The 23,671-nt window shown below is 64.9% G+C and carries 18 protein-coding genes; 10 read left to right on the top strand and 8 right to left on the bottom strand.

The genetic code is table 11. The features are described from left to right. Positions 1 to 18 precede the first annotated feature (18 nt). Positions 19 to 624, top strand: coding sequence for a nitroreductase family protein (locus AC1MB9_RS15255; protein ID WP_479962765.1), 606 nt, complete (start codon positions 19 to 21; stop codon positions 622 to 624). 5 nt (positions 625 to 629) lie between these two features. On the opposite strand, the gene AC1MB9_RS15250 is transcribed toward AC1MB9_RS15255, so the two are convergent. From AC1MB9_RS15250 to AC1MB9_RS15240, 3 genes are all read right to left on the bottom strand, one after another. Further along, positions 630 to 1,100: a hypothetical protein gene (locus AC1MB9_RS15250; RefSeq protein WP_479962764.1), complete on the bottom strand. Its 471-nt coding sequence runs from the start codon at positions 1,098 to 1,100 to the stop codon at positions 630 to 632. Positions 1,101 to 1,150: 50 nt separating this feature from the next. Next, positions 1,151 to 2,200, bottom strand: a complete 1,050-nt coding sequence (locus AC1MB9_RS15245; RefSeq protein WP_479962763.1) for a zinc-dependent alcohol dehydrogenase family protein — start codon at positions 2,198 to 2,200, stop codon at positions 1,151 to 1,153. A gap of 68 nt (positions 2,201 to 2,268) precedes the next feature. Further along, a complete protein-coding gene (locus AC1MB9_RS15240) occupies positions 2,269 to 4,452 on the bottom strand; it encodes an ATP-dependent Clp protease ATP-binding subunit (protein ID WP_479962762.1) in 2,184 nt (727 codons plus the stop codon). Between the two features lie 158 nt (positions 4,453 to 4,610). Between AC1MB9_RS15240 and AC1MB9_RS15235 the strand changes: the two genes are divergently transcribed. The 9 genes from AC1MB9_RS15235 (at position 4,611) to AC1MB9_RS15195 (ending at position 18,224) form a co-directional block, all read left to right on the top strand. After that, on the top strand, positions 4,611 to 8,012 hold the full coding sequence (locus AC1MB9_RS15235) for a DEAD/DEAH box helicase (RefSeq protein WP_479962761.1): 3,402 nt from the start codon (positions 4,611 to 4,613) through the stop codon (positions 8,010 to 8,012). Positions 8,013 to 8,161: 149 nt separating this feature from the next. Next, on the top strand, positions 8,162 to 9,346 hold the full coding sequence (locus AC1MB9_RS15230) for an ABC transporter substrate-binding protein (RefSeq protein ID WP_479962760.1): 1,185 nt from the start codon (positions 8,162 to 8,164) through the stop codon (positions 9,344 to 9,346). Position 9,347: 1 nt separating this feature from the next. Beyond that, positions 9,348 to 10,220, top strand: a complete 873-nt coding sequence (locus tag AC1MB9_RS15225; protein WP_479962759.1) for a branched-chain amino acid ABC transporter permease — start codon at positions 9,348 to 9,350, stop codon at positions 10,218 to 10,220. Between the two features lie 4 nt (positions 10,221 to 10,224). Beyond that, the gene (locus AC1MB9_RS15220) at positions 10,225 to 12,135 is read left to right on the top strand and encodes a branched-chain amino acid ABC transporter ATP-binding protein/permease (RefSeq protein ID WP_479962758.1); all 1,911 of its coding nucleotides are present in this window, start codon (positions 10,225 to 10,227) and stop codon (positions 12,133 to 12,135) included. Beyond that, positions 12,132 to 12,842: an ABC transporter ATP-binding protein gene (locus AC1MB9_RS15215; protein WP_479962757.1), complete on the top strand. Its 711-nt coding sequence runs from the start codon at positions 12,132 to 12,134 to the stop codon at positions 12,840 to 12,842. The genes AC1MB9_RS15220 and AC1MB9_RS15215 overlap by 4 nt, the downstream gene beginning before the upstream one ends. 215 nt (positions 12,843 to 13,057) lie before the next feature. Next, a complete protein-coding gene (locus tag AC1MB9_RS15210) occupies positions 13,058 to 13,630 on the top strand; it encodes a histidine phosphatase family protein (protein ID WP_479962756.1) in 573 nt (190 codons plus the stop codon). A gap of 117 nt (positions 13,631 to 13,747) precedes the next feature. After that, on the top strand, positions 13,748 to 15,709 hold the full coding sequence (locus AC1MB9_RS15205; protein ID WP_479962755.1) for a primary-amine oxidase: 1,962 nt from the start codon (positions 13,748 to 13,750) through the stop codon (positions 15,707 to 15,709). Between the two features lie 37 nt (positions 15,710 to 15,746). Then, complete coding sequence (locus AC1MB9_RS15200; protein ID WP_479962754.1) at positions 15,747 to 16,658, top strand: universal stress protein; 912 nt, start codon at positions 15,747 to 15,749, stop codon at positions 16,656 to 16,658. 21 nt (positions 16,659 to 16,679) lie between these two features. Beyond that, positions 16,680 to 18,224 carry an APC family permease gene (locus tag AC1MB9_RS15195; protein ID WP_479962753.1) on the top strand — a complete coding sequence of 515 codons (1,545 nt, stop codon included), beginning with the start codon at positions 16,680 to 16,682 and terminating at the stop codon, positions 18,222 to 18,224. 29 nt (positions 18,225 to 18,253) lie between these two features. Here AC1MB9_RS15195 and AC1MB9_RS15190 read toward each other — a convergent pair whose 3' ends face one another. From AC1MB9_RS15190 to dnaK, 5 genes are all read right to left on the bottom strand, one after another. Beyond that, on the bottom strand, positions 18,254 to 19,420 hold the full coding sequence (locus AC1MB9_RS15190; protein WP_479962752.1) for a class I SAM-dependent methyltransferase: 1,167 nt from the start codon (positions 19,418 to 19,420) through the stop codon (positions 18,254 to 18,256). Between the two features lie 87 nt (positions 19,421 to 19,507). Further along, complete coding sequence (locus AC1MB9_RS15185; RefSeq protein WP_479962751.1) at positions 19,508 to 19,924, bottom strand: heat shock protein transcriptional repressor HspR; 417 nt, start codon at positions 19,922 to 19,924, stop codon at positions 19,508 to 19,510. Between the two features lie 2 nt (positions 19,925 to 19,926). Beyond that, positions 19,927 to 20,937, bottom strand: coding sequence for a DnaJ C-terminal domain-containing protein (locus AC1MB9_RS15180; protein ID WP_479962750.1), 1,011 nt, complete (start codon positions 20,935 to 20,937; stop codon positions 19,927 to 19,929). Continuing rightward, a complete protein-coding gene (locus AC1MB9_RS15175; RefSeq protein ID WP_479962749.1) occupies positions 20,930 to 21,583 on the bottom strand; it encodes a nucleotide exchange factor GrpE in 654 nt (217 codons plus the stop codon). The genes AC1MB9_RS15180 and AC1MB9_RS15175 overlap by 8 nt, the downstream gene beginning before the upstream one ends. A gap of 8 nt (positions 21,584 to 21,591) precedes the next feature. Next, positions 21,592 to 23,466 (bottom strand): molecular chaperone DnaK, encoded by a 1,875-nt coding sequence (gene dnaK, locus AC1MB9_RS15170; protein ID WP_479962748.1) that lies wholly within the window; start codon positions 23,464 to 23,466, stop codon positions 21,592 to 21,594. Positions 23,467 to 23,671: the final 205 nt, after the last annotated feature.

Below are 23,671 nucleotides of genomic sequence, written 5' to 3'. Positions count from 1 at the left end.
CGACCAAGGAACTGACCCATGAGCCTCGTCACTGATACCCACAATCGCCGCGCCGACACCGATGCGCCGCTGATTCCGATTCTGGCCGAGCGCTGGAGTCCGCGCGGCTTCGACGCGACCGCCGTCGTGGACGAGGCTGCGTTGACGACGGTGCTCGAGGCCGCGCGCTGGTCTCCGTCGGCCAGCAACGTTCAGCCGACCCGGTTCATCGTCGCCCGTCGCGGCTCGAAGAGCTTCGACACGATCCACGACAGCCTCATGGGCTTCAACCAGACTTGGGCCGATTCCGCATCCGTGCTCATCGCCAACGTGGCGGAGCTGCCCGTTGATTCCGAAACCGGAGTGGCCCAGGAGAGTCCATGGACGCGCTACGACGTGGGCCAGGCCGTGGCACACCTCAGCATTCAGGCGCAGCACGAGGGGCTGCACACCCATCAGCTCGGCGGTTTCGACGGCGTAGCCCTGGCCGAGGCTTTCGGTTTGGCCGCGAACCAGGTCGTCGTTACGGTCACGACCCTCGGTGTTCTGGGTGACGCATCGGCTCTCTCCCCGGCCCTGCTCGAACGAGAGATCGCACCGCGCATCCGCAAGCCCCTCACGGAGCTGCTGCTGATCAACGACTAAGTCGGCTATGCCGCGGCGCGTGGCCCACGGAGTAACAGTGTTGGAATCAACGATCCGACGATGATCAGAGCCGTGAGCCACGCGAGGTGCACCACGAGCGAATACGGCCAGTACATGGTCACACCCACCCCCGCGAGGGTGATCACGATCGCCGCGAGGACCGGCCACCAGACGCGCCGCCAGGCGGCCACCAGGGCTGCAGCCGGGGCCCAGTAGGCAATGTGGCTCCCCAGGCCCAGGGCGCGAACCATGTCGGCCGGGGCCTGCAGAAGCGGCACCGCGTCGATCCATGGCACGAAGAACATCGCCGCGCAGTGGAAGACCAGCGCCAGGGCACTGACCGCGGCCACGGCCGCCCCAACCGGGCCCACGCGCACGGAACGGCGACGCAACAGCGGGTACCCCACGACGAATCGAACACTTCCGGCGGCCACGGCGAAGGCCAGCAGGCCTCCCCACAGGAACGGTTGGTTCACAGTGTTCCTTCCCGGGTGACCTGCGCGGCGCGCATCGTTTCCGGCTGTTCCTACGGGCGGAGCAGCACCTTGATGGCGCGACGCTCGTCCATGGCCGCATAGGCCTCGGCAACCTCGGCCAGAGAAAGCTCCAGGTCGAAGACACGGCCCGGGTTCAGGGCGCCAGAGAGCACCTCGGGCAGCAGCTCTTCGACATAGCTGCGAACGGATGCGACGCCTCCGTTGACGCCGACGTTGTTGCTGAATAGGGCGCGCACGGGCAGCACCGGGCCGCCGTTCGGCACGCCGACATAGCCGACCATTCCGCCGGGTCGGGTCGACCGAATGGCCTGGTCCATCGATTCCTCGGTGCCGACGCACTCAAGCACGCAGTCCGCGCCGATGCCTTCGAGCATCTCGTGTACGCGGGCCACTCCTTCGTCTCCGCGCAGCTCCACGATGTCGGTGGCTCCGAACTCCCGGGCGACGGCCTGACGGTCGGCGTGACGCGACATGGCGATGATTCGTGCGGCGCCGAGGCGCTTGCTCGCAAGCACGGCGCAGAGTCCGACGGCTCCGTCGCCGACGACGACGACAGTGCTGCCCGCGGTGACGCCGGCGGAGACGGCCGCGTGGTGCCCGGTCCCCATCACGTCGGCGAGGGTGAGCAGGCTCGGAACGAGTGCGTCGTCGGGCTGCTCGGGCGTGGCCACGAGCGACCCGTCGGCGTGGGGCACACGAACGCGTTCGCCCTGAGCGCCGTCGGCGAAGCCGCCGATCTTGTCGTCGGAACCCCACCAGGCGCCTTTGAGGCAGGAGGTGCTGACGCCGTTCTGGCAGTTCACGCAGGTGTTGTCACAGTCGTAGAACGGGGCGATGACGAAGTCGCCGACCTTGATCGTGGAGACGTCCGCGCCGATTTCTTCTACGACACCTACGAATTCGTGTCCGATGCGGTGGGGTTCCTTGGTGGGGGCCACGCCGCGATAGGGCCACAGGTCTGATCCGCAGACACACGCGGCGACGACGCGCACGATGGCGTCGCCGCCGGTGGACAGTACGGGATCGGGGACCTCTTCGAGGCGCACGTCACGTTCTCCATGAATAACAGTTGCAAGCATGAATTGACCCTATCCCGCGGTTCTGTGCGGTTCCGGTGCGCCTCCTGTACGCCTCCTGTACGCCCGGCTCAGAACAGGTCGTCGAGGTCGCCGGGGGCGGCATCCTCAAGAGAGGCTGTTGCGACCATGAGTGATCCGCCGTCCGCTGCCAGTTCGACGAGCACCCGGTCCCCGTCGCGAATGTCTCCCGCGAGCAGTGCCCGGGCGAGCCGGTCGTCGATCTCCCGCTGCATGAGGCGCCGAAGTGGACGAGCGCCATAGATGGGATCGTAGCCCTCGTCGGCGAGCCAGCGGCGGGCATCCGGGGTCACAGCGAGCTCAAGACGACGCTCACCGAGTCGGCGCTGCAGGCGGTCGACGTACAGTTCGACGATTTCACCGAGTTCATCGGTGCTGAGGGTCGAGAAGATCACGATGTCGTCGAGGCGGTTGACGAACTCGGGCTTGAAGGCCTGGCGCACCAGTTGCTGCACCGCTTCCTCCTTCTGCTCGGTCGACAGTGTCGGGTCGACGAGAATCTGGGAGCCGAGGTTTGAGGTGAGTACGAGGATGCTGTTGCGAAAGTCGACCGTACGGCCCTGACCGTCCGTGAGCCGGCCGTCGTCGAGCACCTGCAGGAGCACATCGAACACCTCGGGGTGCGCCTTCTCCACCTCGTCGAAGAGGATGACGGAATAGGGTCGTCGCCGCACCGCCTCGGTGAGCTGGCCGCCCTGCTCGTAGCCGACGTAGCCGGGAGGCGCCCCGACGAGGCGGGACACGGAGAATTTCTCGCCGTACTCGCTCATGTCAATGCGAACCATGGCCTTTTCGTCGTCGAAGAGAAACTCGGCGAGCGCCTTGGCCAACTCGGTCTTGCCGACGCCGGTGGGTCCGAGGAAGAGGAAGGAGCCGGTGGGACGGTCGGGATCGGAGATGCCAGCACGGGAGCGCCGCACGGCGTCGGCGACCGCACGAACGGCGGGCTTCTGCCCGATGAGGCGGTGGCCGAGTTCCTGCTCGAGGCTCAGCAGTTTTTCGGTCTCGCCCTGCAGCAGTCGACCCACGGGAATCCCGGTCCAGGCGGCGACAACCGCGGCAATATCTTCGGCGGCGACCTGGTCGTTGACCATGCGCGGGCCGTCGGACTCTTCCTTTTCGGCGGCTCCGAGTTCGCGTTCCATCACGGGAATGTCGCCGTAGAGCAACCGGGACGCCTTCTCGAGGTTTCCTTCGCGCTGGGCGCGATCAGCGTTGCTGCGCGCGGAGTCCAGGCGTTCCTTGAGCTCGCCGATGCGGTTGAGCGATGCGCGTTCCTTGTCCCAGCGCACCTGCAGGTCGGCCAGGACCTCCTGGCGTTCCAAGAGGTCGGCTCGCAGCTTCTCCAGCCGCGCCTTTGAGGCGTCGTCCTTCTCCTTCTTGAGGGCGAGCTCCTCCAACTTGAGCCGGTCGACGCCACGTCGAAGTTCGTCGATCTCCACCGGCGAGGAATCAATCTCCATCCGCAGCCGGCTTGCGGCCTCGTCGATGAGGTCGATGGCCTTGTCCGGCAGCTGGCGAGCGGTGATGTACCGGTTGGACAGGGATGCCGCGGCCACGAGCGCCGCGTCGGCGATGGTCACCTTGTGGTGGGCTTCGTATCGTTCCTTGAGGCCGCGGAGAATGGCGACGGTGTCCTCGACCGACGGCTCGTCCACGAGCACCGGTTGGAAGCGACGCTCCAGGGCGGCGTCCTTTTCAATGAATTCCCGGTATTCGTTGAGGGTTGTCGCCCCGATGAGGCGCAGTTCACCACGGGCCAGCATGGGCTTGAGCATGTTGGACGCTGCCACGGACCCCTCGCCGCCGCCCGCGCCCATGAGCGTGTGCAGTTCGTCGACGAAGGTGATGATCTGACCGTCGGCGTCGTTGATCTCCTTCAACACGGCCTTCAGCCGCTCCTCGAACTCTCCGCGGTACTTGGCTCCCGCCACGAGCGCGGCCAGGTCGAGTGCTACGAGCTGTTTGTCCTTGAGGGATTCGGCAACGTCGCCGGCCACGATGCGTTGCGCGAGCCCCTCTACTACGGCCGTTTTACCCACTCCGGGTTCGCCGATCAGCACCGGGTTGTTCTTGGTGCGCCGGGTGAGCACCTGGCTGATCCGGCGAATCTCCGCGTCGCGGCCGATCACCGGGTCGAGCTTGCCGCTTTTCGCGATGTCGGTGAGGTTGACTCCGTAGAGCTCCAACGCCGACTTGGCTTTTTCCTGTGACGGTTGCTGTCCGGCTTGCATCGCGGTTCCTCCCGAGTTGCGGCGAATTCGCTCAACTGTATCCCTCTCCCCGGCTCCCCCGCCATCGCTGGGCGCTGTTCACCGACGCGCGCCGAGAAACGATTCGGATCAAAGGTGCGACAATAGAGGTTGCCCAAAGACTGGAGTCCTTCATACCTATGGCGCATTCCCTCAGCACACACGAGATTGCACGACTCGTCGGCAGCCAGTCGTTTTCCCGCGGCGAACGCTATGCCCGCAACGGTCACGTCACGTCCAGATCCTGGTTCGGCAACGGCACGCAGCTGTTCGGCAACGTGCAGGGTACGAACCGCGAGCCGTATGCCGTGACCGTGTCATTCACACTCAGCTCAACGGGCGCCGTTCTGCGGGCATCCGGTGTGTGCACCTGCCCCATGAAGACCAATTGCAAGCACGTGGCCGCGCTGTTGATTACGAGCGCAAGCGCGCCGGAGACCAGCCAGCCGCCGCGCGGTACCGGGCGTGCGCTCGGCGACCGACGGATGCCCGTGTTCGAGTCGACCCCGGGGCCGCCGGCTCCCCCGGCTTGGCAGGCCGCGCTCGGGGCGATCACCCGCCAGCGCGAGGATGAGTCCACCGCCACGGCGCTGGCCCTGCAGTTCGACCTGCTCGAGCCGCCCAACGCCACGCGTTTTTCGGCCGCCCGTGGTCCGCAGCCGCAGCGACTGGGCGCGCGCCCCATGGTGATGGGCAAGAAGGGCAAGTGGATTCGGGGCAACATCACGTGGGACAACGTGTCGTATCTGCCTGGCTCGTTCGTTCCTGAGCATCGCAAAATTCTGAGCGCCATCTATGCGCTGTACTCGGCGGGTTCGCGCTTCTACACGTATGCGGATCAGTGGATCCACCTCGACGGCTTCGCAAACCGCGCGCTCTGGGAGCTGCTCGGCGAGGCCGAGGCTAGCGGCCTCCCGCTGGTTTCCACCAAGGCCGCCCAGTCCGCCGTGGTCTTGAGCACTGCGGATGCCGCACTGGAACTCGACATCAGCCGCACCGAGGCAGGCCTGACACTCACACCCCTGGTGGTGCTGGACACCGTGCGGCTCCGGCGCCGCGAATTCGGCTTCATCGGGGAGCCGGCACACGGGATCTTCACCTGGTCCAACGCGGTAGATCTCGATGACGACACCGTGACGAATCTCACGCTGGCGCCCCTCGCGCACCGGGTAAGCGCTGAGGTGCGCGCTCTCGCAACGGCACAGGACCCGCTGCTGATTCCGGTGAATGATGAGCCCGCCTTCGTCGCCGACTACTACCCGACGCTGCGGCAGCAGCTTGCGCTCACGAGCCACGACGGCTCATACACCCTGCCGGAGACCCCGCACCCCGAGCTCGTGCTCGACGTCACCCACCAGGCCGGCCACCGCGTTGAGCTCCTGTGGCAGTGGCGCTACCTCACCGCCGCCGAGGTCGCGGACGACACCGGCGTTTCCGAACCCGATGTCACAGCGCGCGGTCGTGAGCGCTATCGCCTGGGTCTGTGGCGTTCGGCGAGCGACACCGGCTACCGGGACGACGCCGCAGAGACCGCCATCCTGCAGGTTCTCGATTCTTCCCTCGCGGCCTTTCCCACGCTGGCTCCGGAATACCGAGGACGCCCGAGGTTGAACGCGCGATCCAGCCTCGAGGGCTCCGCCATGATCGCCTTTCTCGACACGCTGCTGCCGGCATTGCGGGTCCTCCCCGACGTGAGTGTCGTGGTGGCCGAAGGCGCGCCGAGCTACCGGGAGGCCGACGAGGCGCCGGTGATCAGCCTGGCCACGAGCGCTCGCGCAGACAGCCGCGACTGGTTCAACCTTGACGTCACGGTGAGCATCGATGCCGAAGAGATTCCGTTCGACGAATTGTTCCGTGCGCTCGCTTCCGAGCAGGAACTGATGATCCTGCCCACCGGCACATACTTCAGCCTCGACCGGCCCGAGCTGCATCAGCTGCGCGCCCTCATCGAGGAGGCCCGCGGGCTGCAGGATGCCTCCTCTGACTCGCTCGGGCTGAGCCGCTTCCAGGCCGACCTGTGGGAAGAACTGCAGGAACTTGGCGTTGTCGCCCAACAGGCGGCGACCTGGCGCAGCGCCATCGCCGGCCTGACCGACGCGACGCAGATCGACGAGCGCCCGCTGTCCCCGCTGGTGCATGCCACATTGCGTGGGTACCAGCAGGCCGGTTTTGACTGGCTCAGCTTTCTCTATGACCACGGGCTCGGCGGCGTGCTCGCCGATGACATGGGCCTCGGAAAGACCCTGCAGGCCATTGCGCTCATCGCCCATGCCCGCGACAACCCGTCAGACGGCACCGGACCCCGGTTGCCGTTCCTCGTCGTCGCCCCCACGAGTGTGGTCTCGAACTGGGCCACCGAGTGCGCCCGCTTCGCACCCGGCCTCAGCGTGGCCACGGTCAGTCAAACGGCCGGCAAGCGCGGCGAATCCTTGGCGTCCCTGAGCGAGGGAGCGGACGTCGTGATCACGAGCTACACCTTGTTCCGACTCGACTTCGACGAGTACAACGCAATCGGCTGGGCCGGGCTGCTGCTCGACGAGGCCCAATTCGTGAAGAACCACCAGGCGAAGGCGCACCAGTGCGCGCGTCGCCTCAATGCCCCGTTCAAGCTCGCCATCACCGGCACCCCGATGGAGAACAACCTCATGGAGCTGTGGTCGCTGCTGTCGATCACGGCGCCCGGGCTGTTCCCGAGCCCCGCCCGATTCACGGACTATTACCGCAAACCGATCGAAACCGACGGGGACGGCGAGCGGCTCGGGCAACTGCGCCGTCGCATCCGTCCGTTCATGCTGCGACGCACCAAGGACCAAGTCGCCGGTGACCTGCCCGAGAAGCAGGAGCAGGTGCTTGAGCTCGACCTGCATCCCAAGCACCGCAGGGTGTACGACATGCACCTCGCCCGGGAACGGCAGAAGGTGCTCGGGCTCATCGACAACATGAACGCCAACCGGTTCGAGATCTTTCGCTCGCTCACCATGCTGCGCCAGCTGAGCCTCGACGCGAGCCTGTACGACCGGAAGTACGACAATATTCCGTCGACCAAGCTCGATGCCCTGCTCGAACTTCTGGAAGACACCGTGGCCGAGGGGCACCGCACGCTGATCTTCAGCCAGTTCACGCAGTACCTCGGCAAGGCGCGTGACCGGCTCGACGCGGCGGGAATCAGCTACTCCTACCTCGACGGCAAGACACGCAACCGGGCCAAGGCGATCAGCGATTTCAAGGACGGCGATACCTCGGTGTTCCTGATCAGCCTGAAGGCCGGAGGGTTCGGACTCAACCTCACCGAAGCGGACTACGTGATTCTGCTGGATCCGTGGTGGAACCCGGCGACCGAGGCTCAGGCCGTTGACCGAGTGCACCGCATCGGCCAGACGAAGCACGTCATGGTCTACCGGCTGGTGTCGAAGGACACCATCGAGGAGAAGGTCATGGCGCTCAAGGCCACCAAGGCGGCCCTGTTCGAGAGTGTGATGACGGATGGCGCCGCTCGCGCAACAGCGCTCACCGCCTCCGATATTCGCGAGCTCCTGGCCTGACCGCCCGCGAACTGTCACTGAGTTGTTACGTTATCGAGCCTGAATCGCTTGTGGCAGGCTTCCCGCGACTTGTACTGTGTGTTGTGAAGGTTTAGTTACCGACTGTTCGGTCACTAATTCCTTACCCATTCTCAAAGAGGAGATTTTCAGTGAAACAGTCTCGAATGCGCCTTTTCCTTCCCGTGGTCATCGCGTCCGCCCTGGTACTTGCCGGATGCAGCACGTCCAACCTCGGCGGCTCCAGTGATGGAGACTCGTCGGCGGACGACGGCCCGATCAAGATCGGTGCCGTGCTCGACATCACCGGTGTCGGCGCCAGCCTGGGCGTGCCTGAACAAAACACGCTCACGATGCTCGCCGATCAACTGAAGGCCGACGGCGGCATCAACGGACGTGATGTCGAACTGATCATCGTCGACAACCAGTCCACCGAGGACGGCGCTGCCAAGGCCACCGCCAAGCTCATCGAGAGCGAGGGAGTCGACTTGATCATCGGAGCCTCGCGCACCGGTCCCAGCCTCGCCATGCGACCCCTGGCTGAAGCCGCAGAGATTCCGATGATTTCCGTGGCCGCGAACGTGGCCATCGTCGCAGACTCCAAATGGGTCTTCAAGACCACGCAGAACGACAACACCGTGCTCGAGACCATCCTCAACGACGCCGAGAAGAAGGGCTACACGAAGCTGGCCCTCGTCCGCGACGCCACCGGGTTCGGCGAGGGGATCGCTGACTACATCACCGAGCTCGGAGCCGAACGCGGCATCACGCTCGTGACAACCGAGTCCTTCGAGCCGAGCGCGACGGACTTCACCCCGCAGATGACGAACGTGCGCTCCTCCGACGCCGATGCCGTCATCATCTGGGGAATCAATCCCGCGGCTGGACTGGCACAGAAGGCCTACGTTCAGCTGGGCGTGAACAAGCCGGTTTACCAGTCGCACGGCATCGCCAACCAGGCGTTCTTCGACGCAGCCGGTGACGCGGCCAACGGCGTCATCGCGGCGATGGGTCGTCTGCTCGTCACCGAGCAGCTCGATGCCGACAACCCCCAGCGCCCGGTCATCGAACAGTTCCAGGCCGACTACAACGAGGCGTACGGCGAGCAGCCCTCCACCTTCGGCGGCCACGCGTACGACGCCTGGCACATCGCGGTCAACGCGATTGAAAACGCCGGCACCGATGCGAACGCACTGCGCGATGAACTCGAGAAGACCGAATTCACCGGAATTTCCGGAGTCTACAAAATGACCCCGGACAACCACTCGGGCCTCACGGCATCCGCACTGATCCTCGCTGAGGCGCAGGGCGGCCGCTGGACCCTCCTCAAGGACTGACGTGCTCACCGACTTCCTGCAGCTGACGGTGGCAGGGCTTTCACAGGGATCTGTGTACGCCCTGCTTGCCGTCGGCCTGATCGCCGTCTACACCGTGCGGCATGTCGTGAACATTGCGCAGGGCGAATTTGCGATGCTCGCGGGCATCGGCGGCGCATGGTTGACGGCGGCCGGTATGCCACTATTCCTGGCGATTCTCGTGGCGATTTTCTCGGTGACCCTGGTCGCAATCGCCGTTGAGCGTTTGATCATCGCCCGGGTGAAGAACCTGACAACCCTGTTTTCCATGATCGTCACGCTCAGCGTGTCGATCATGCTCCAGGCCGGCATGTTGCTGCTGTGGGGGCCGGAAGCCCGAGGAATGCCGCGTTTTCCCGGGGAGAATGTGCTCATCGGCGGGGTGAGCATTCGCTCCCAGGAGATCTGGATGCTCGGCGCCCTCATCGTCGTCGGCGGCGGCATCATGCTCTTCTACGAAAAGAGCCGCTGGGGCAAAGCCTTGCGCGCCTGCGCAGAGCAACCCATCGCCGCCAAGATCGTGGGAATCTCACCCGTGATGGCATCCGTCCTCGCCTTCGCAATCGCCGGATTCGTCGGGGGTGTGGTGGGCGTTGTGTCCTCGCCCATAGCGCTGTCGATCTGGTCTGGAGGCCTGCTGCTTGGCCTCAAGGGCTTCGTGGCCGCGATCCTCGGCGGGTTCTCGTCCTTCCGCGCGGCCATCGTCGGCGCGCTGCTGCTCGGCGTGATCGAGGCCTACGTTGCCGGCTATATCGCCTCCGGACTCCGCGACGGCGTGGCCTTCCTCATCCTCATCCTTGTGCTCACATTCAGAACACAGGGCCTCGTTCTCAAGCCCACAGCAGTCAGGGTGTAACGCAATGACAGACTCCACAGCTCCAACGTTCGTCGGCAACCTCACCCCCCGAAAGCGATTCTGGGCGACCAATCGCGGCACCCTCATCGGGTGCTCCATTCTCATCGTTGTGGCGATCATCATCCCGTTCACCGCCAGCGCCTCGATGATGAACGTGGCCGTGTTCGCGATGATCTTCGCCTTGCCCGCCATCGGGTTGAGCCTGCTCATGGGTTTGGCCGGGCAGGTGAGTCTGGGCCAGGCCGCATTCTTCGGGATCGGCGCCTATACGCACGCCATTCTGCTGACCAAGTTCGATGCGTCCGGGCCGGTCGCGGCCACTGCCGGCGTTCTCGCTGCGATGTTCGTCGCGCTGCTGGTCGGCCTGCCTCTCATGCGACTGCGCGGCCACTATCTCGCACTTGCAACTCTCGGCCTCGGCTTCATCGTCATGATCACGGCCCGGGAATGGGATTTCACGGGACGCACCACCGGCATCTTCGGCATCGCAAGGCCGGAGGTGTTCGGGATCGCGATTGACAACAATGGTCTGTTCTTCTGGTTCGTGACGCCGTTCGTCGTGCTCGGTCTCATCCTGGCGCTCAATCTGACCCACAGCCGCGCCGGGCGTGCGCTGTCGGCGGTCAACGATTCCGAACTCGCTGCCGAAAGCCTCGGGGTGAGCACCTATGCACTGCGGTTGAAAGTACTGGTGCTCTCCGCCGGGTTCGCCGGTCTCGGCGGAGTCTTCTACGCCTATCAGGTTGCAATCGTGAGCCCGCAGATCGCCGGCTTCGGTGTCTCGGTCGAGTTCCTGCTCATGGTCGTGATCGGTGGTCTCGGCTCTGTCTGGGGCGCGCTGGCCGGGGCCTTCCTGATCGAATTCCTCGGTGAAGGCATGAGCGAGCTCATCCCGGCGCTCATTCCGGGCGCCACCGGTGAGGTACAGCTGCTCGGCTACGGCATCGTGCTCGTTCTGGTGATCCTGCTTCTTCCGGGTGGGCTGGTTCAAGCCACGACCGCGCTGTGGCGGTGGGTCCGGCACAAACTGCCCGGTAGACCCGCGGTCGGCCTGACCGAAGTCGATGACACTGCGGTTGTCGCGCTGCCCCGAGTCAGTGCCCCTCTGGCAGCTGGCGAGCCGATCCTGGAAATCTCCGGGCTCACCATGCGCTACGGCGGCGTCGTCGCTCTGGATGAGGTGAATCTCACGGTTCCGGCCGGAACGATCCTCGGGCTCATCGGTCCCAACGGCGCCGGAAAGACGACCTGTTTCAACATCATCTCCGGTGCACTGGCGCCCACGTCCGGCACGGTCAGATTTCTCGGTCGAACCATCTCCGGACGCAAGCCGCACGTTGCGGCAACCCACGGACTCACCCGCACGTTCCAGAACCTGCAGATCTTCAGTTCGACCGACGTCGTCGGAAACGTGTACATGGGCCGGTACCGCCGGGGGCGGGCCGGAGTCCTGCGCGGCATGCTAGGTTTGCAGGCACACGAGCAACGGTCGCATCGGGGCGTCGCGCACGACATCCTGCAGTCGATGAATTTGACCGATGTCGCTCAGGAAGACGCCGGGTCGCTCCCGTTCGGCCGCCAGCGCATGATGGAAGTGTGCCGTGCCCTGGCAGCCGAGCCCGCACTGCTGCTCCTCGACGAACCCATGGCGGGTCTGTCCGGTGCAGAGCGCGACGTGCTGGCCGAGCTTCTGCGTCGTTTGCGCGATGCGGGACTGACCATTCTGCTCGTCGAACACGACGTGGCACAGGTCATGTCACTGGCCGACCACGTTGCGGTGCTCGACGACGGCGTGCTCATCGCACACGGCGAGCCCGAGATCGTGCGCAACGACCCGGCGGTCATCGCCGCCTACCTCGGCACCGACGCCGACGAGGTCGAAGCCGAATTGAAGGACTTGGAAGGACACGCATGACACTCTTTGTTTCCGGGCTCCACGCCGGTTACGGCCAGCTCGGGGTACTGCACGACGTGTCGATCGAGGTGGCCCGCGGCGAGATTCTCGCGGTCGTCGGTTCGAACGGAGCGGGAAAGACCACCCTGCTGCGCGCAATCAGTGGACTGATCAAGCCCACCAGCGGATCGGTCATCCTGGAGGACCGCGCGATCGCCGGCAAACCGCCGGAGAAGATGGCCGGATTCGGACTGACCCTGGTTCCGGAAAATCGGCTGTGCTTTCCGACCTTGTCGGTGCGGGACAACCTCATGCTCGGAGCCTGGACGAAGAAGGGACGAGGCGATGTCGACGCCGTGCTTGAACTGTTCCCGCGGCTGAAGTCCCGCATGAGTCAGGACGCCGGAACGCTCTCGGGCGGCGAGCAGCAGATGGTCGCCATCGGTCGAGGCCTCATGGCCGATCCGACGGCGATCATGCTCGACGAGCCGTCGATCGGGCTGGCACCGAAGGTTGTCTCGGAGATCATGGAGGTGCTCGCGCGCCTGTGCAGCGAGAAGCAACTCGCCGTGCTGCTGGTCGAGCAGAACGTGCGTGCGTCGTTCAAGATCGCACACCGCGCGACCGTGCTGCACCGCGGCCGCGTTGCTCTGTCCGGCACACCGGCCGAACTGATTGAGCTGCCCGAGGTGCGCGATGCCTACCTCGGCGGAGGCACCGCGGCCTGATTCATGCGTCAGGGTGCCGCGCGGCTTCCCTGCGCCTGAGTCGTTACCTCTCGGCGAATATCTTCAGATTGCCCTCGCAAGTGCACCCGGCCAACCCAGCGCCTGCCAATACCCCGACACAGATCGCTGCACCCACCCGAAACTTCCCCGCTGACTTCAGCCCCCGAGACTAGCGGCACGCCAGGCGGATCCCCCGGCTGAGGCACAATGGAGGAGTGACTGCCACGACCACCTTCGCCCTCATCCGCCACGGCCAAACCGACTGGAACGCGGCCCTGCGCATCCAGGGCGCCACGGACATCCCCCTGAATGATGTGGGGCGAGGCCAGGCAGCGGATGCCGCGACGCCTCTCTCGGCCTTCGAGTGGGACTTCGTGGTCTCCAGCCCGCTCTCTCGGGCTGCCGAAACCGCCGACCTCATCGCCGCAGACCTCGACCTCACGGTGAGGCACCGCATCCCGGGCCTGATCGAGCGCAACTACGGACCGGCCGAGGGCCTGCAGGCCGGCGAGGAGCTCGAGGCGCTGCGTTTTCCCGGCGGATTCCACGGCGCCGAAACCGAATCGGACGTCGCCGAGCGCGGGATCGACGCCCTGCAGCAGCTCGCACGCGAACACCCCGGCGCTCGTATCGTCGTGGTGAGCCACGGCACGCTCATCCGGTTGAGCCTTGAGCGAGCCCTGGAACGGCCGATCGGCAGCATCCGAAACGCGTCGCTCAACGTCGTGCACCATCACCCGGCCGGCTGGAACCTCCACGTCTTGAACGGCGAACCGGCCACCGCGTAGTGTCGGAGATCCTTTCAACACGGGTACTGACCGTTTGCTGGCGCTGCATCCTCTGCAGGTGACATACTGACCCCAGCTTCACCGTTGTGACGTCGCTCAGAGTAGAGGATGAAACCCGTGACCACCCCGCAGGTGCCCGACAGCCGCACCCACCCGCTTGATCCCCTCACGGCCGTTGAGTTCACGGCGGCCGCCGGAATCCTCGCTCGTGAACGCGGAGTTGCCACCGGCTGGCGCTTCGCCTCCATTGAACTCGTCGAGCCGGCGCGGACCACGCTCGAGGAGTACCGGCGAACGGGCACCCACCCCGACCGGCAGGCGCGACTCGTCGTCCTGGACCGGGCCGAGAACGCCACGTACACATCCATCGTGTCGCTATCAGAAGACCGCCTGCTGGAGTGGACTCACGTTCCGGGGATGCAGGCGAACTTCACCGTCGACGAGTGGGAGGAAGCCGATGACGTGCTGCGGCACCACCCCGACGTCGTCGCCGCCCTCACCGCGCGCGGTATCACCGACCTGAACCTCGTTTTCATCGACACGTGGACATATGGCGACGCCGTAATCCCTGACGAATACCGGGGTCGTCGCCTGGGCTGGGCCGACATTTGGGTGCAGGCCTCCCCCGGGGCAAATCCCTACGCGGGACCGGTGAACGGCCTGCATCTCGTCATTGATGTGAACAGCATGGAACTGCTGAGCATTGAGGACTCCTTCACCGTGGACCGGCCCGAGATCATGGGCGAGTACGTGCCGCACCTGATCCCGGAACGCATCCGCGCCCGGTTCGACCGGCCGCCGCTGGCCGCGCTCGACGTCGTGCAGCCCGACGGCCCCGGTTTCACGGTCGACGGACACCGCATCCAATGGCAGAACTGGTCGATGCGGGTGGGCTTCAATTACCGGGAGGGCATGACCCTGCACGAGGTGGGTTACCGCGACGGCGGTCGCGTGCGCCCCATCGCGAATCGGCTGTCGTTCTCCGAGATGGTGGTCCCCTACCGCGACCCGAGTGTCGACCATTTTCGTCGCACAGCCTTCGATATCGGCGAGTGGGGGCTGGGGTTCATGACCACCTCACTCGAACTCGGCTGCGACTGCCTCGGCGAGATTCGTTACATTGATGCCGTGCTGCACAACAGCGCAGGCGAACCCTACGAGATCCCCAACGCCTTCTGCGTGCACGAGGAAGACGCCGGCGTTCTCTGGAAGCATGTCGACCACGCCGGGCACGCCGAAGTGCGACGGATGCGCCGGCTCGTCGTGTCATTCCACGTCACCGTCGCCAACTATGAGTACCTCGTCTACTGGCGGTTCTACCAGGACGGCAATATCGAATGTGAGGTGCGCGCGACCGGAATAATGGTAGTCACGCATGTGGACGAAGGCCAGGCGCACCCGCATGGAACTCTCGTGGACAACCGGACCTATGCGCCCTTTCACCAGCACTTCATCGTGGCCCGCCTCGATATGGACATCGATGGACAAGAAAACACAGTGTTCCGGTCGGAAACGCGGATGGAGCCGATCGGCCCCGAGAACCCGCACGGTCTCGCGCTCACCCAGGTGAACACGCCGATGGAGGCGGAAGGCTTCGACGACTACTCCTGGGAAACGCAACGAGCGTGGAAGATCGCCAATGAGAGTTCCCTCAACGGCCTGGGCACACCGGTGTCGTACAAGTTGGTCCCCGGTGGCGCGATCCCCTCGTTCTTCGGCCCCGAGGCACCTGTCTACCAGCGGGCGCCCGTGATCGGGCACACCGTGTGGGTGACCCCGAGCGACGGCGGGGAACGCTGGCCCTGTGGGGAGTTCGTGAACCAGAGTTCGGTCGATCATGGGTTGTCCGAATGGATCAGAGCGGGTCGATCGGTGCGCAACGCCGACCTGGTGCTCTGGTACGTTTTCGGAATCCATCACATCACCCGGCCGGAGGACTGGCCGGTCATGCCCAGTGACACGGTGTCGTTCTGGCTCAAACCGATCGGCTTCTTCGACCGGAACCCGTCCCTCGACGTGGCGCCGACCCCCTCCGCACACTGTGCCCCGGGCCACGAACACAGCGAAGATGAGCACTAAGAATCAGGACTCCGCACCAGCATAAGGAGGTAACGGAATGACACGAGTGGCGAACTACGTCGTGGCCTACGAGCCAACCGACCGTGGAGCTGAAGCAATCGAACTCGGCGTGGCGCTCGCCCGTCTCACTCACGCGGAGTTGAGGCTCTGCCTCGTGCTGCACAGGTCCACCGCCGTGCCTGCGAAAGTGGGTGCGTCCACCTCCGACTTCGACGCCTTGCTCGAGGAACAGGGCGTCGCATGGCTCGCGGCGGCGGTCGCCCTGGTGCCGAGCGACCTGGTCGCCACCAGCCACGTGCTATGGGCGCACTCCACTTCGGAGGGCCTGATCGCGGCGGCACTGGAGTTCAATACAGACCGCATCGTCGTGGGGGCCGCCCGCGGCGGAATCCTGAACCGGTTCACGATCGGAAGTGTCGCGAACTCTTTGCTGCACGCATCCCCGGTTCCGGTCGCACTCGCTCCCCGCGGATACCGGGCCCCCGACGCCGTGACCCGCATCACCTGCGCCATCGGCACACGGCCAGGCTGGGAGGCGCTGCTCGACTCCATGCTCGAGCTCTCGAAGGACATCCCGGTGGACCTGCGTTTCGTGACACTCGTCGAAGCGGATGCCGCGCGCGGTCGGCCCGCCCACGAGAAGAACGTGAATCTCTCCTCCGACAAAGCGGCGAAGGCCGACGGCACCGCACACTTGACCGAGGTCCTCGAGTACTTCAAGAAGCGCTCCCGCGCCGAAGGCACGGTAGCGACCGAGGTCGCGTCCGGCCCCAGTGTCGAGGCCGCGGTCGAAGGCCTCGAGTGGCGTCCCGGCGAGATCGCCTTTGTCGGATCCAGCCGCCTGGCTGGCCCAAGCACAATCTTCCTGGGCATCACCGCGCACCGTATGCTGCACGCCCTGCCCGTGCCCCTCATCGTCGTTCCAAACAGTCCCACAACCCGCGCTTAGCCGAACACAAGGATACGGATCATGGCACACACACCCTCACCGGGCGTAACGCCCGATGCTTCCGCAAAACCGACCGCCGGTGGTCTCTCGGCAAAGGGCCTCAAAGCCGGTTCCGTCGGCCTATTGGGCGCAACCGTCATCGGCATCTCCTGCGTCGCGCCCGCTTACACGCTCACGGCCTCCCTCGGCCCGACAGTCGCCGCCGTCGGTACCCAGATGCCCGGCATCTTTCTTGTGGGATTCGTCCCGATGCTGCTCGTGGCGCTCGGCTACCGGGAACTCAACACGGCGATGCCCGATAGCGGCACCTCCTTCACGTGGGCGACCAGGGCGTTCGGCCCGTGGATCGGCTGGATGGGGGGCTGGGGGTTGATCGTCGCAACGGTTGTGGTGCTCTCAAACCTCGCCGGGATCGCCGTCGACTTTCTCTACCTGGCCCTCGCGCAAGTGTTCAACACACCCTCCATCGCCGACCTCACGAACAACCTGCTTATCAATATCGTGACCTGTCTGGTCTTCATGGCGCTGGCCTGTTACGTCTCCTACCGCGGCATGGAGACGACCAAGGCGGTGCAGTACGTCCTCGTGGCTTTCCAGCTCATCGTTCTCGTCTGGTTCAGCGGCGCCGCCCTGATCGAGTACGGCAACGGCTCGGCGTTCGACCCGCTCGCGTTCAGCGGCAGCTGGTTCAACCCCTTCCTCGTTCCGAACTTCTCGGCCTTCGCCGCCGGGGTCTCGCTGTCCATCTTTATCTTCTGGGGCTGGGACGTGACGCTCACCATGAACGAGGAGACCAAGAACCCCGAAACCACGCCGGGGCGGGCCGCCACCCTCTCCGTGGGCATCATCTTCGCCCTCTACGTCCTCGTGGCCGTCACCGCCCTGATGTTCTCCGGCATCGGCACCGGGGCGCTCGGTCTCGGCAACGAAGGCATCCAGGGCAACGTGTTCGCGGCCCTCGCCGGCCCTGTGATGGGTCCGTTCGCAATCTTGCTCTCGCTCGCAGTGTTGTCCAGTTCGGCCGCGTCACTGCAGTCCACGTTCGTGGGACCGGCTCGCACGATGCTTGCGATGGGCCATTACAAGGCCTTCCCGAAGCGATTCGCGAGCATCAGCCCGCGGTTCAAGTCCCCCGGCTTCGCAACCGTCATCGCGGCGGTTGTGGCGTGGGTGTTCTATGCGGTGCTGCGCGTGGTCAGCACAGACGTGCTCACCGACACGATCCTGACCCTCGGCATGATGATCTGCTTCTACTACGGCGTGACGGCTTTCGCGTGCGTCTGGTACTTCCGGGCTGAAGCGTTCTCGAACGCACGGGCATTCTTCCTGAAGTTCCTCGCACCCCTGATCGGCGGAGTCATCCTCAGTGTCATCTTCGTGACGACCGTGATCGACAGCACGAACCCCGACTACGGCAGCGGCTCGAGCATCGGAGGCCTCGGCCTGGTGTTCATTCTCGCCATGGTGCTGTTCATCTCCGGCATCGTGCTCATGCTAGTGCAGCGCCGCGCGAACCCGTCGTTCTTCCAGGGCAAGACTCTCACCAAGGGCACCTCACGTGATTGAGGGAGGCGCCCTCCGGAGCCCGGATTGAGCTAACGGCGGGTCGACACCGTCACGGTGAATTTGGTGTTGCGGCCGACCTGACGGGTCGGGCCGACGATGCGGGTGAGCTCCGGTCGATAGCCGAGGTGCGTGTTCCACACCGCCCACAGTTCTCCGCCGGGGCTGAGTACCCGCGCGGCGTCGGCAAACAGCTTGAGCGCAATGCCTGCATGCACCGAGGACCCAATGTGGAACGGCGGGTTGATCAGAATCAGTTCGGCCGAGTTTTCCGGTCGGCTGCTCAGGGCGTCGTCGCGCACCACGGTGACGCGTTCGGCCAGAGCGTTGGCGTCCATCGTGGCACGAGCGGATGCCACGGCGGCGGCCGACTGGTCGCTTGCGATCACGCGCAGTCGCGGACGCTGCAAGGCGAGGGCGGCGGCGAGCACGCCGGTGCCGCAGCCGAGGTCGATTGCGGATTCGGCATCCGGTTTCATCCGGTCGAGCACATCCAACAGGGCACGGGTGCCAACGTCGACGCTCGTGCCGGCGAAGGCGGCGCCGTGCGCACTCACCGTGAGGCCGAGGTCGTCGTGCGTTTCGGAATGCGGCCAGTCGGACCCGCCCGTGGCTATGGGCGACGTGGCAATCAGCACCCGGGACTTCTGACGTGCCGGCGTCACGTTGAGGGCACCGAAATGACGGCGCAGCACCTCATTCATGCTCACCGACATGTGCTTGATGCGGCCGCCGGCGAAGACGAGTACGTCGGGAGCGGCGTACCGGGCAATGTTGCCGGCGATCTCGTCGAGTTCGCCGAGGCTGCGGGGGATCTGCAGCAACACCACGCGCGCGCCGGCCAGAAGCTCTTCGCCGAGTGGCAGCGAGCGGTAGCAGTCGTCCAAACCGAAGGTGGAGGCGTTGCGCTCGAGGGCGTGCTCTCCCGACAGGGCGTCCTGGTAGACGCGAAGCTTGCGAGAACCGTGCAGGGCAGCGGCGCCCAGGGTGAGTGCTCCGTAGCGGTCCTCGAGGACGACAACGTCGCCGGCGCCGGCTCCGGCGAGGGCCCCGGCCGCTTCGTCGAGGATGAGCCGGTCACTCGCGTCGACCGCGAAGAGGTTGTCGGCTTCGACATCTGGTTGGCGGCTCAGTCGATCGAAGTCGAAATCGGTCTGTGACGCGGAGTGCGTCTGCTTGCGTGTGCCCGATTCGGACATCGTTCCCCCTGCTAACTGCGGTTACGTGGTGACGCTGATCTAGAAAGCTAAAACTGCGTATTCATGGATGATTCAAAGTGCAATGGTTCAGCTGTGCTCTCGCGGCCGCCAGATGACGACCTGGTTGGCACGCCTCGTGCGCGTGCCCGCCTTCATGGAGGTGACGTCCCCGGCCGAGCCAGCCGCGAAAACGCGGCGGCCCGGTCGGTTCAGAAGCTCATCGGCGAGCGTCGATTCCAAATCTCGCAAGCGAGTTTCGAGACGACGCACGTGATCCTCCAATTCGAGGATACGTCGGATGCCCTCCAAGCTCACTCCCTGAACGCCAAGTTCCGCGATTTCCCGCAGTTTGGCGACGTCTCGCGTCGAATAGCGTCGAGACCTTCCGGCAGTGCGCTCGGGACAGACGAGGCCCAGGCGATCGTATTGGCGCAGAGTCTGCGGGTGCATACCAGCAAGCTCCGCCGCCGTGGAAATCACGAAGACCGGGGTGTTCTCGTCCATCGTTAGCCCTTGGCCCGAGCGATCAATTCATCGCGCGGGTTTTCTTTGGGCAACGACTCGGCGAAGGCGTTGAGCTTGTCCTCGGCGTCCTTGGACAGGTGCGATGGAACTGCCACCTGCACCTCAGCGAGCAGATCGCCGGTGCCCTTGGCCGTCACAACACCGCGGCCCTTGACCCGCAGCACGCGACCGCTCGGCGTTCCCGGTGCCACGCGCAGTTTCACCGGCGTCCCGCCGAGGGTGGGTACCTCGATGGTGGCACCGAGGGTCGCCTCTACGAAGGTGACGGGAACATGCACGCGCAGATTCAAGCCCTCACGCTCGAAGACGGGGTGCTTACGAACGGTGATGGTGAGCACGATGTCACCGGACTCTCCACCGTCAGGGCTCGGCTGGCCTTTGCCGCGCAGGCGAATCTTCTGCCCGTCGGCGACCCCGGCCGGAATCTTGACCTTGATCGGCCGGCCATCGTGCATTTGCAGGCTGATCTGGTCACCCTGCGTCGCCGTGATGAAGTCGATGGTCGTTGTCGCCACCACGTCATGACCGCGCGTCGGCGCTCCTGAGCCTCGAAATCCGCCCGTCGGGTTGCCGAAACCGCCGCCACCCTGGCCACCGCGGCCAAACATGCCGCCCAGGATGTCGTCGAAGCCGCCCTGCTCGAAGGTGTAGCTCTGCTGGCGGCCACCGCCGCCACCCCCACCGAACATGCCTCCAAAGGCATCTTCGAAGCCGCCGGACTGGCCACGGCCGCCGGGCGCGGCGAACCGCGCCCCGCTGCCCATGGCCCGAACGGCGTCATACTCCTTGCGCTGCTCAGGATCGGACAGCACGGAGTGCGCCTCACTCAGTTCCTTGAACTTCGCCTCGGCGGAGGAGTTCCCCGGATTGGAGTCCGGGTGGAACTTACGAGCGAGCTTGCGATATGCCTTCTTCAACTCGGCCGGGGTGACGTCTTTCGAGACACCCAGAACCTTGTAGAAGTCCTTGTCGAACCAGTCCTGGCTAGCCATCGCTCGGTACCTGAACGACGACCTTGGCCGCACGCAACAGTGTGGAGCCGAGGTAGTAACCCGTCTCCGCCACGTCGCCGACGGTTTCCGTGTCGACGTCCGCCGACGGCTGCTGGAAAATCGCCTCGTGCATGGTGGGGTCGAAGGGGTCGCCGACCGCTCCGAATGAGGTCAATCCCAGACGCTCGACGCTGGCGCGCAGCTTGCCCGCAATCGTGGCAAACGCCGAGTCACCCTCCAGGTCGCCGTGCTTCTCGGCACGGTACAGGTCGTCGAGAATCGGGATCAACAGCTTCACGATGTCGCCGGTGACGCGCTCCTTTTCCACCTCACGGTTGGCTTCGGTGCGTCGACGGTAGTTCGCATACTCGGCGGTGACCCGCTTGAGGTCGGCGAGGTGCTCGCTGCTCGGTTCGGCAGCCTCGCGCTCTGCAGCGTCGAGGATGTCCTGCACGGTCAGTTCGTCTTCCTCGATGCCTTCGGCCGAGGCCGCAGCATCGGCCGGCGCGGTCGACTCTGCGGGCTCTGCCACGTCGGCTGCACCAGACGTCGGGTCGGCCGCCCCCGGGGCACCCTGGGTGGGTGCCCCTTCAGCGGAAGACTCGTCGTCCCGGCGCTTCTTGTCGGGGTTGTTCTTCTCTGCCATAGCCCGTTCTACTTCTTGGTCTCGTCTTCGTCATCGTCGACAACCTCGGCGTCGACAACGTCTTCGTCCTGGGTGGCGTCGGCCGGAGCGTCTTCAGCACCTGCCTCGCCTTCTCCCGCGGCCGCATCCGCCTGGCTGGCCGCGTAGATGGCCTCGCCGAGCTTGCCCTGACTCTCATTGAGCTTTTCGAAGGCGGTCTTCACGGCGTCTTCGTCATCGCCGGCCAGGGCCGACTTGAGGGCGTCAACGTCGGTCTGAACCTCGGACTTGACGTCTTCGGGCAGCTTGTCGTCGTTGTCCTTGATTAGCTTCTCGGTCGAGTAGGCAAGCTGCTCGGCCGTGTTGCGGGTCTCGGCCTCGGCACGGCGACGCTTGTCTTCTTCGGCGTGCTCTTCGCCTTCGCGAACCATGCGATCGATGTCTTCCTTCGGGAGCGAAGATCCACCCGTGATGGTCATCGACTGCTCGGTTCCGGTGCCCTTGTCCTTGGCGGACACGTGCACGATTCCGTTGGCGTCGATATCGAAGGTGACCTCGACCTGCGGGATCCCGCGGGGTGCGGGTGCGATTCCAGTGAGCTCGAACGTGCCGAGGTTCTTGTTGTCGCGGGTGAACTCGCGCTCGCCCTGGAAGACCTGGATGGCGACGGACGGCTGGTTGTCGTCGGCCGTGGTGAAGGTCTCGCTGCGCTTGGTCGGGATGGCCGTGTTGCGCTCGATCAGGCGCGTCATGATGCCGCCCTTGGTCTCGATGCCGAGGCTCAGGGGGGTGACGTCGATGAGCAGAACGTCCTTGCGCTCACCCTTCAGCACACCGGCCTGGAGCGCGGCGCCGACGGCGACAACCTCGTCCGGGTTGACGCCCTTGTTCGGGTCCTTGCCGCCGGTCTCGGCCTTGACGAGCTCGTACACGGCGGGCATGCGGGTGGAGCCACCAACGAGAACAACGTGTGCGATGTCAGCGACCTTGACGCCGGCCTCGCGGATGACGTCCTGGAAGGGCTTCTTGGTGCGGTCGAGCAGGTCCTCGGTCATCTTCTCGAACTGGGCGCGGGTGAGCGTCTCATCGAGGTTGGCCGGGCCGTTTTCGGTCAGCGAGAGGTAGGGAAGCTGGATGCTCGTCGACATGCTCGACGACAGTTCCTTCTTCGCCTGCTCTGCGGCTTCCTTCAGGCGCTGCTTGGCGATCTTGTCGGTGGAGACGTCGACGCCCGTGGTCTCCTTGAACTTCTTGATCAGGTGATCAACGATGCGCTGGTCCCAGTCGTCGCCGCCGAGGCGGTTGTCGCCGGAAGTCGAGCGAACCTGGATGGTCGAGAAGTCATCGTCCTTGCCCACTTCGAGCAGCGACACGTCGAACGTTCCGCCTCCGAGGTCGAAGACCAGGATGAGCTCGTCTTCCTTGCCCTTGTCCAGGCCGTAGGCGAGTGCGGCCGCGGTGGGCTCGTTGATGATGCGAAGCACGTTGAGTCCGGCGATTTCGCCGGCCTCCTTTGTGGCCTGGCGCTCGGCGTCGTTGAAGTACGCGGGAACGGTGACGACGGCGTCGCTGACCTTTTCTCCGAGGTACTGCTCGGCGTCGCGCTTGAGCTTGGCGAGGATGCGCGAGGAAATCTCCTGCGGCGTGTACTTCTTGTCGTCGATGCCCACGGACCAGTCGGTGCCCATGTGGCGCTTCACGGAAGAGATGGTGCGGTCGACGTTGGTGACGTTCTGACGCTTGGCGGTTTCGCCAACCAGAACTTCGCCGTCCTTGGTGAATGCGACCACCGAGGGGGTGGTGCGCAGTCCTTCCGCGTTGGCGATGACGGTGGGTTCTCCACCCTCAAGTACGGCCACCACAGAGTTTGTGGTTCCGAGGTCGATGCCTACTGCACGTGCCATGTGGATTGTTCTCCTTCAGAGTGTTCGGAGTCAAGCTTTCTAAGACTTGAGTCTCATTGGCTCAAGTATTCCAGTGTCCAAATCAGGTTGTCAAATGCTCCTGCTGAGAGTTGAGTGTGAGTGACTCAACTTTGCGGGGCGATTGAACCCGCCGCGCCGAGGTCGATAACCGTGCTGTCTAGTCTGGGCAAGGACGGTATCAAGG

This window comes from Cryobacterium sp. AP27 (assembly GCF_056680495.1).
Note: the sequence above shows the minus strand (reverse complement) of the source record. Positions and strands in the feature narration are given on the sequence as shown.

Bases quoted from the DNA above. Each gene is read 5' to 3' on its own strand.
- AC1MB9_RS15255 (WP_479962765.1), top strand. From the start codon at position 19: ATGAGCCTCGTCACTGATACCCACAATCGCCGCGCCGACACCGATGCG.
- AC1MB9_RS15245 (WP_479962763.1), bottom strand. From the start codon at position 2,200: ATGCTTGCAACTGTTATTCATGGAGAACGTGACGTGCGCCTCGAAGAG.
- AC1MB9_RS15235 (WP_479962761.1), top strand. From the start codon at position 4,611: ATGGCGCATTCCCTCAGCACACACGAGATTGCACGACTCGTCGGCAGC.
- AC1MB9_RS15195 (WP_479962753.1), top strand. From the start codon at position 16,680: ATGGCACACACACCCTCACCGGGCGTAACGCCCGATGCTTCCGCAAAA.
- AC1MB9_RS15215 (WP_479962757.1), top strand. From the start codon at position 12,132: ATGACACTCTTTGTTTCCGGGCTCCACGCCGGTTACGGCCAGCTCGGG.
- AC1MB9_RS15185 (WP_479962751.1), bottom strand. From the start codon at position 19,924: ATGGACGAGAACACCCCGGTCTTCGTGATTTCCACGGCGGCGGAGCTT.
- AC1MB9_RS15200 (WP_479962754.1), top strand. From the start codon at position 15,747: ATGACACGAGTGGCGAACTACGTCGTGGCCTACGAGCCAACCGACCGT.
- AC1MB9_RS15175 (WP_479962749.1), bottom strand. From the start codon at position 21,583: ATGGCAGAGAAGAACAACCCCGACAAGAAGCGCCGGGACGACGAGTCT.
- AC1MB9_RS15240 (WP_479962762.1), bottom strand. From the start codon at position 4,452: ATGCAAGCCGGACAGCAACCGTCACAGGAAAAAGCCAAGTCGGCGTTG.
- dnaK (WP_479962748.1), bottom strand. From the start codon at position 23,466: ATGGCACGTGCAGTAGGCATCGACCTCGGAACCACAAACTCTGTGGTG.
- AC1MB9_RS15220 (WP_479962758.1), top strand. From the start codon at position 10,225: ATGACAGACTCCACAGCTCCAACGTTCGTCGGCAACCTCACCCCCCGA.
- AC1MB9_RS15180 (WP_479962750.1), bottom strand. From the start codon at position 20,937: ATGGCTAGCCAGGACTGGTTCGACAAGGACTTCTACAAGGTTCTGGGT.
- AC1MB9_RS15190 (WP_479962752.1), bottom strand. From the start codon at position 19,420: ATGTCCGAATCGGGCACACGCAAGCAGACGCACTCCGCGTCACAGACC.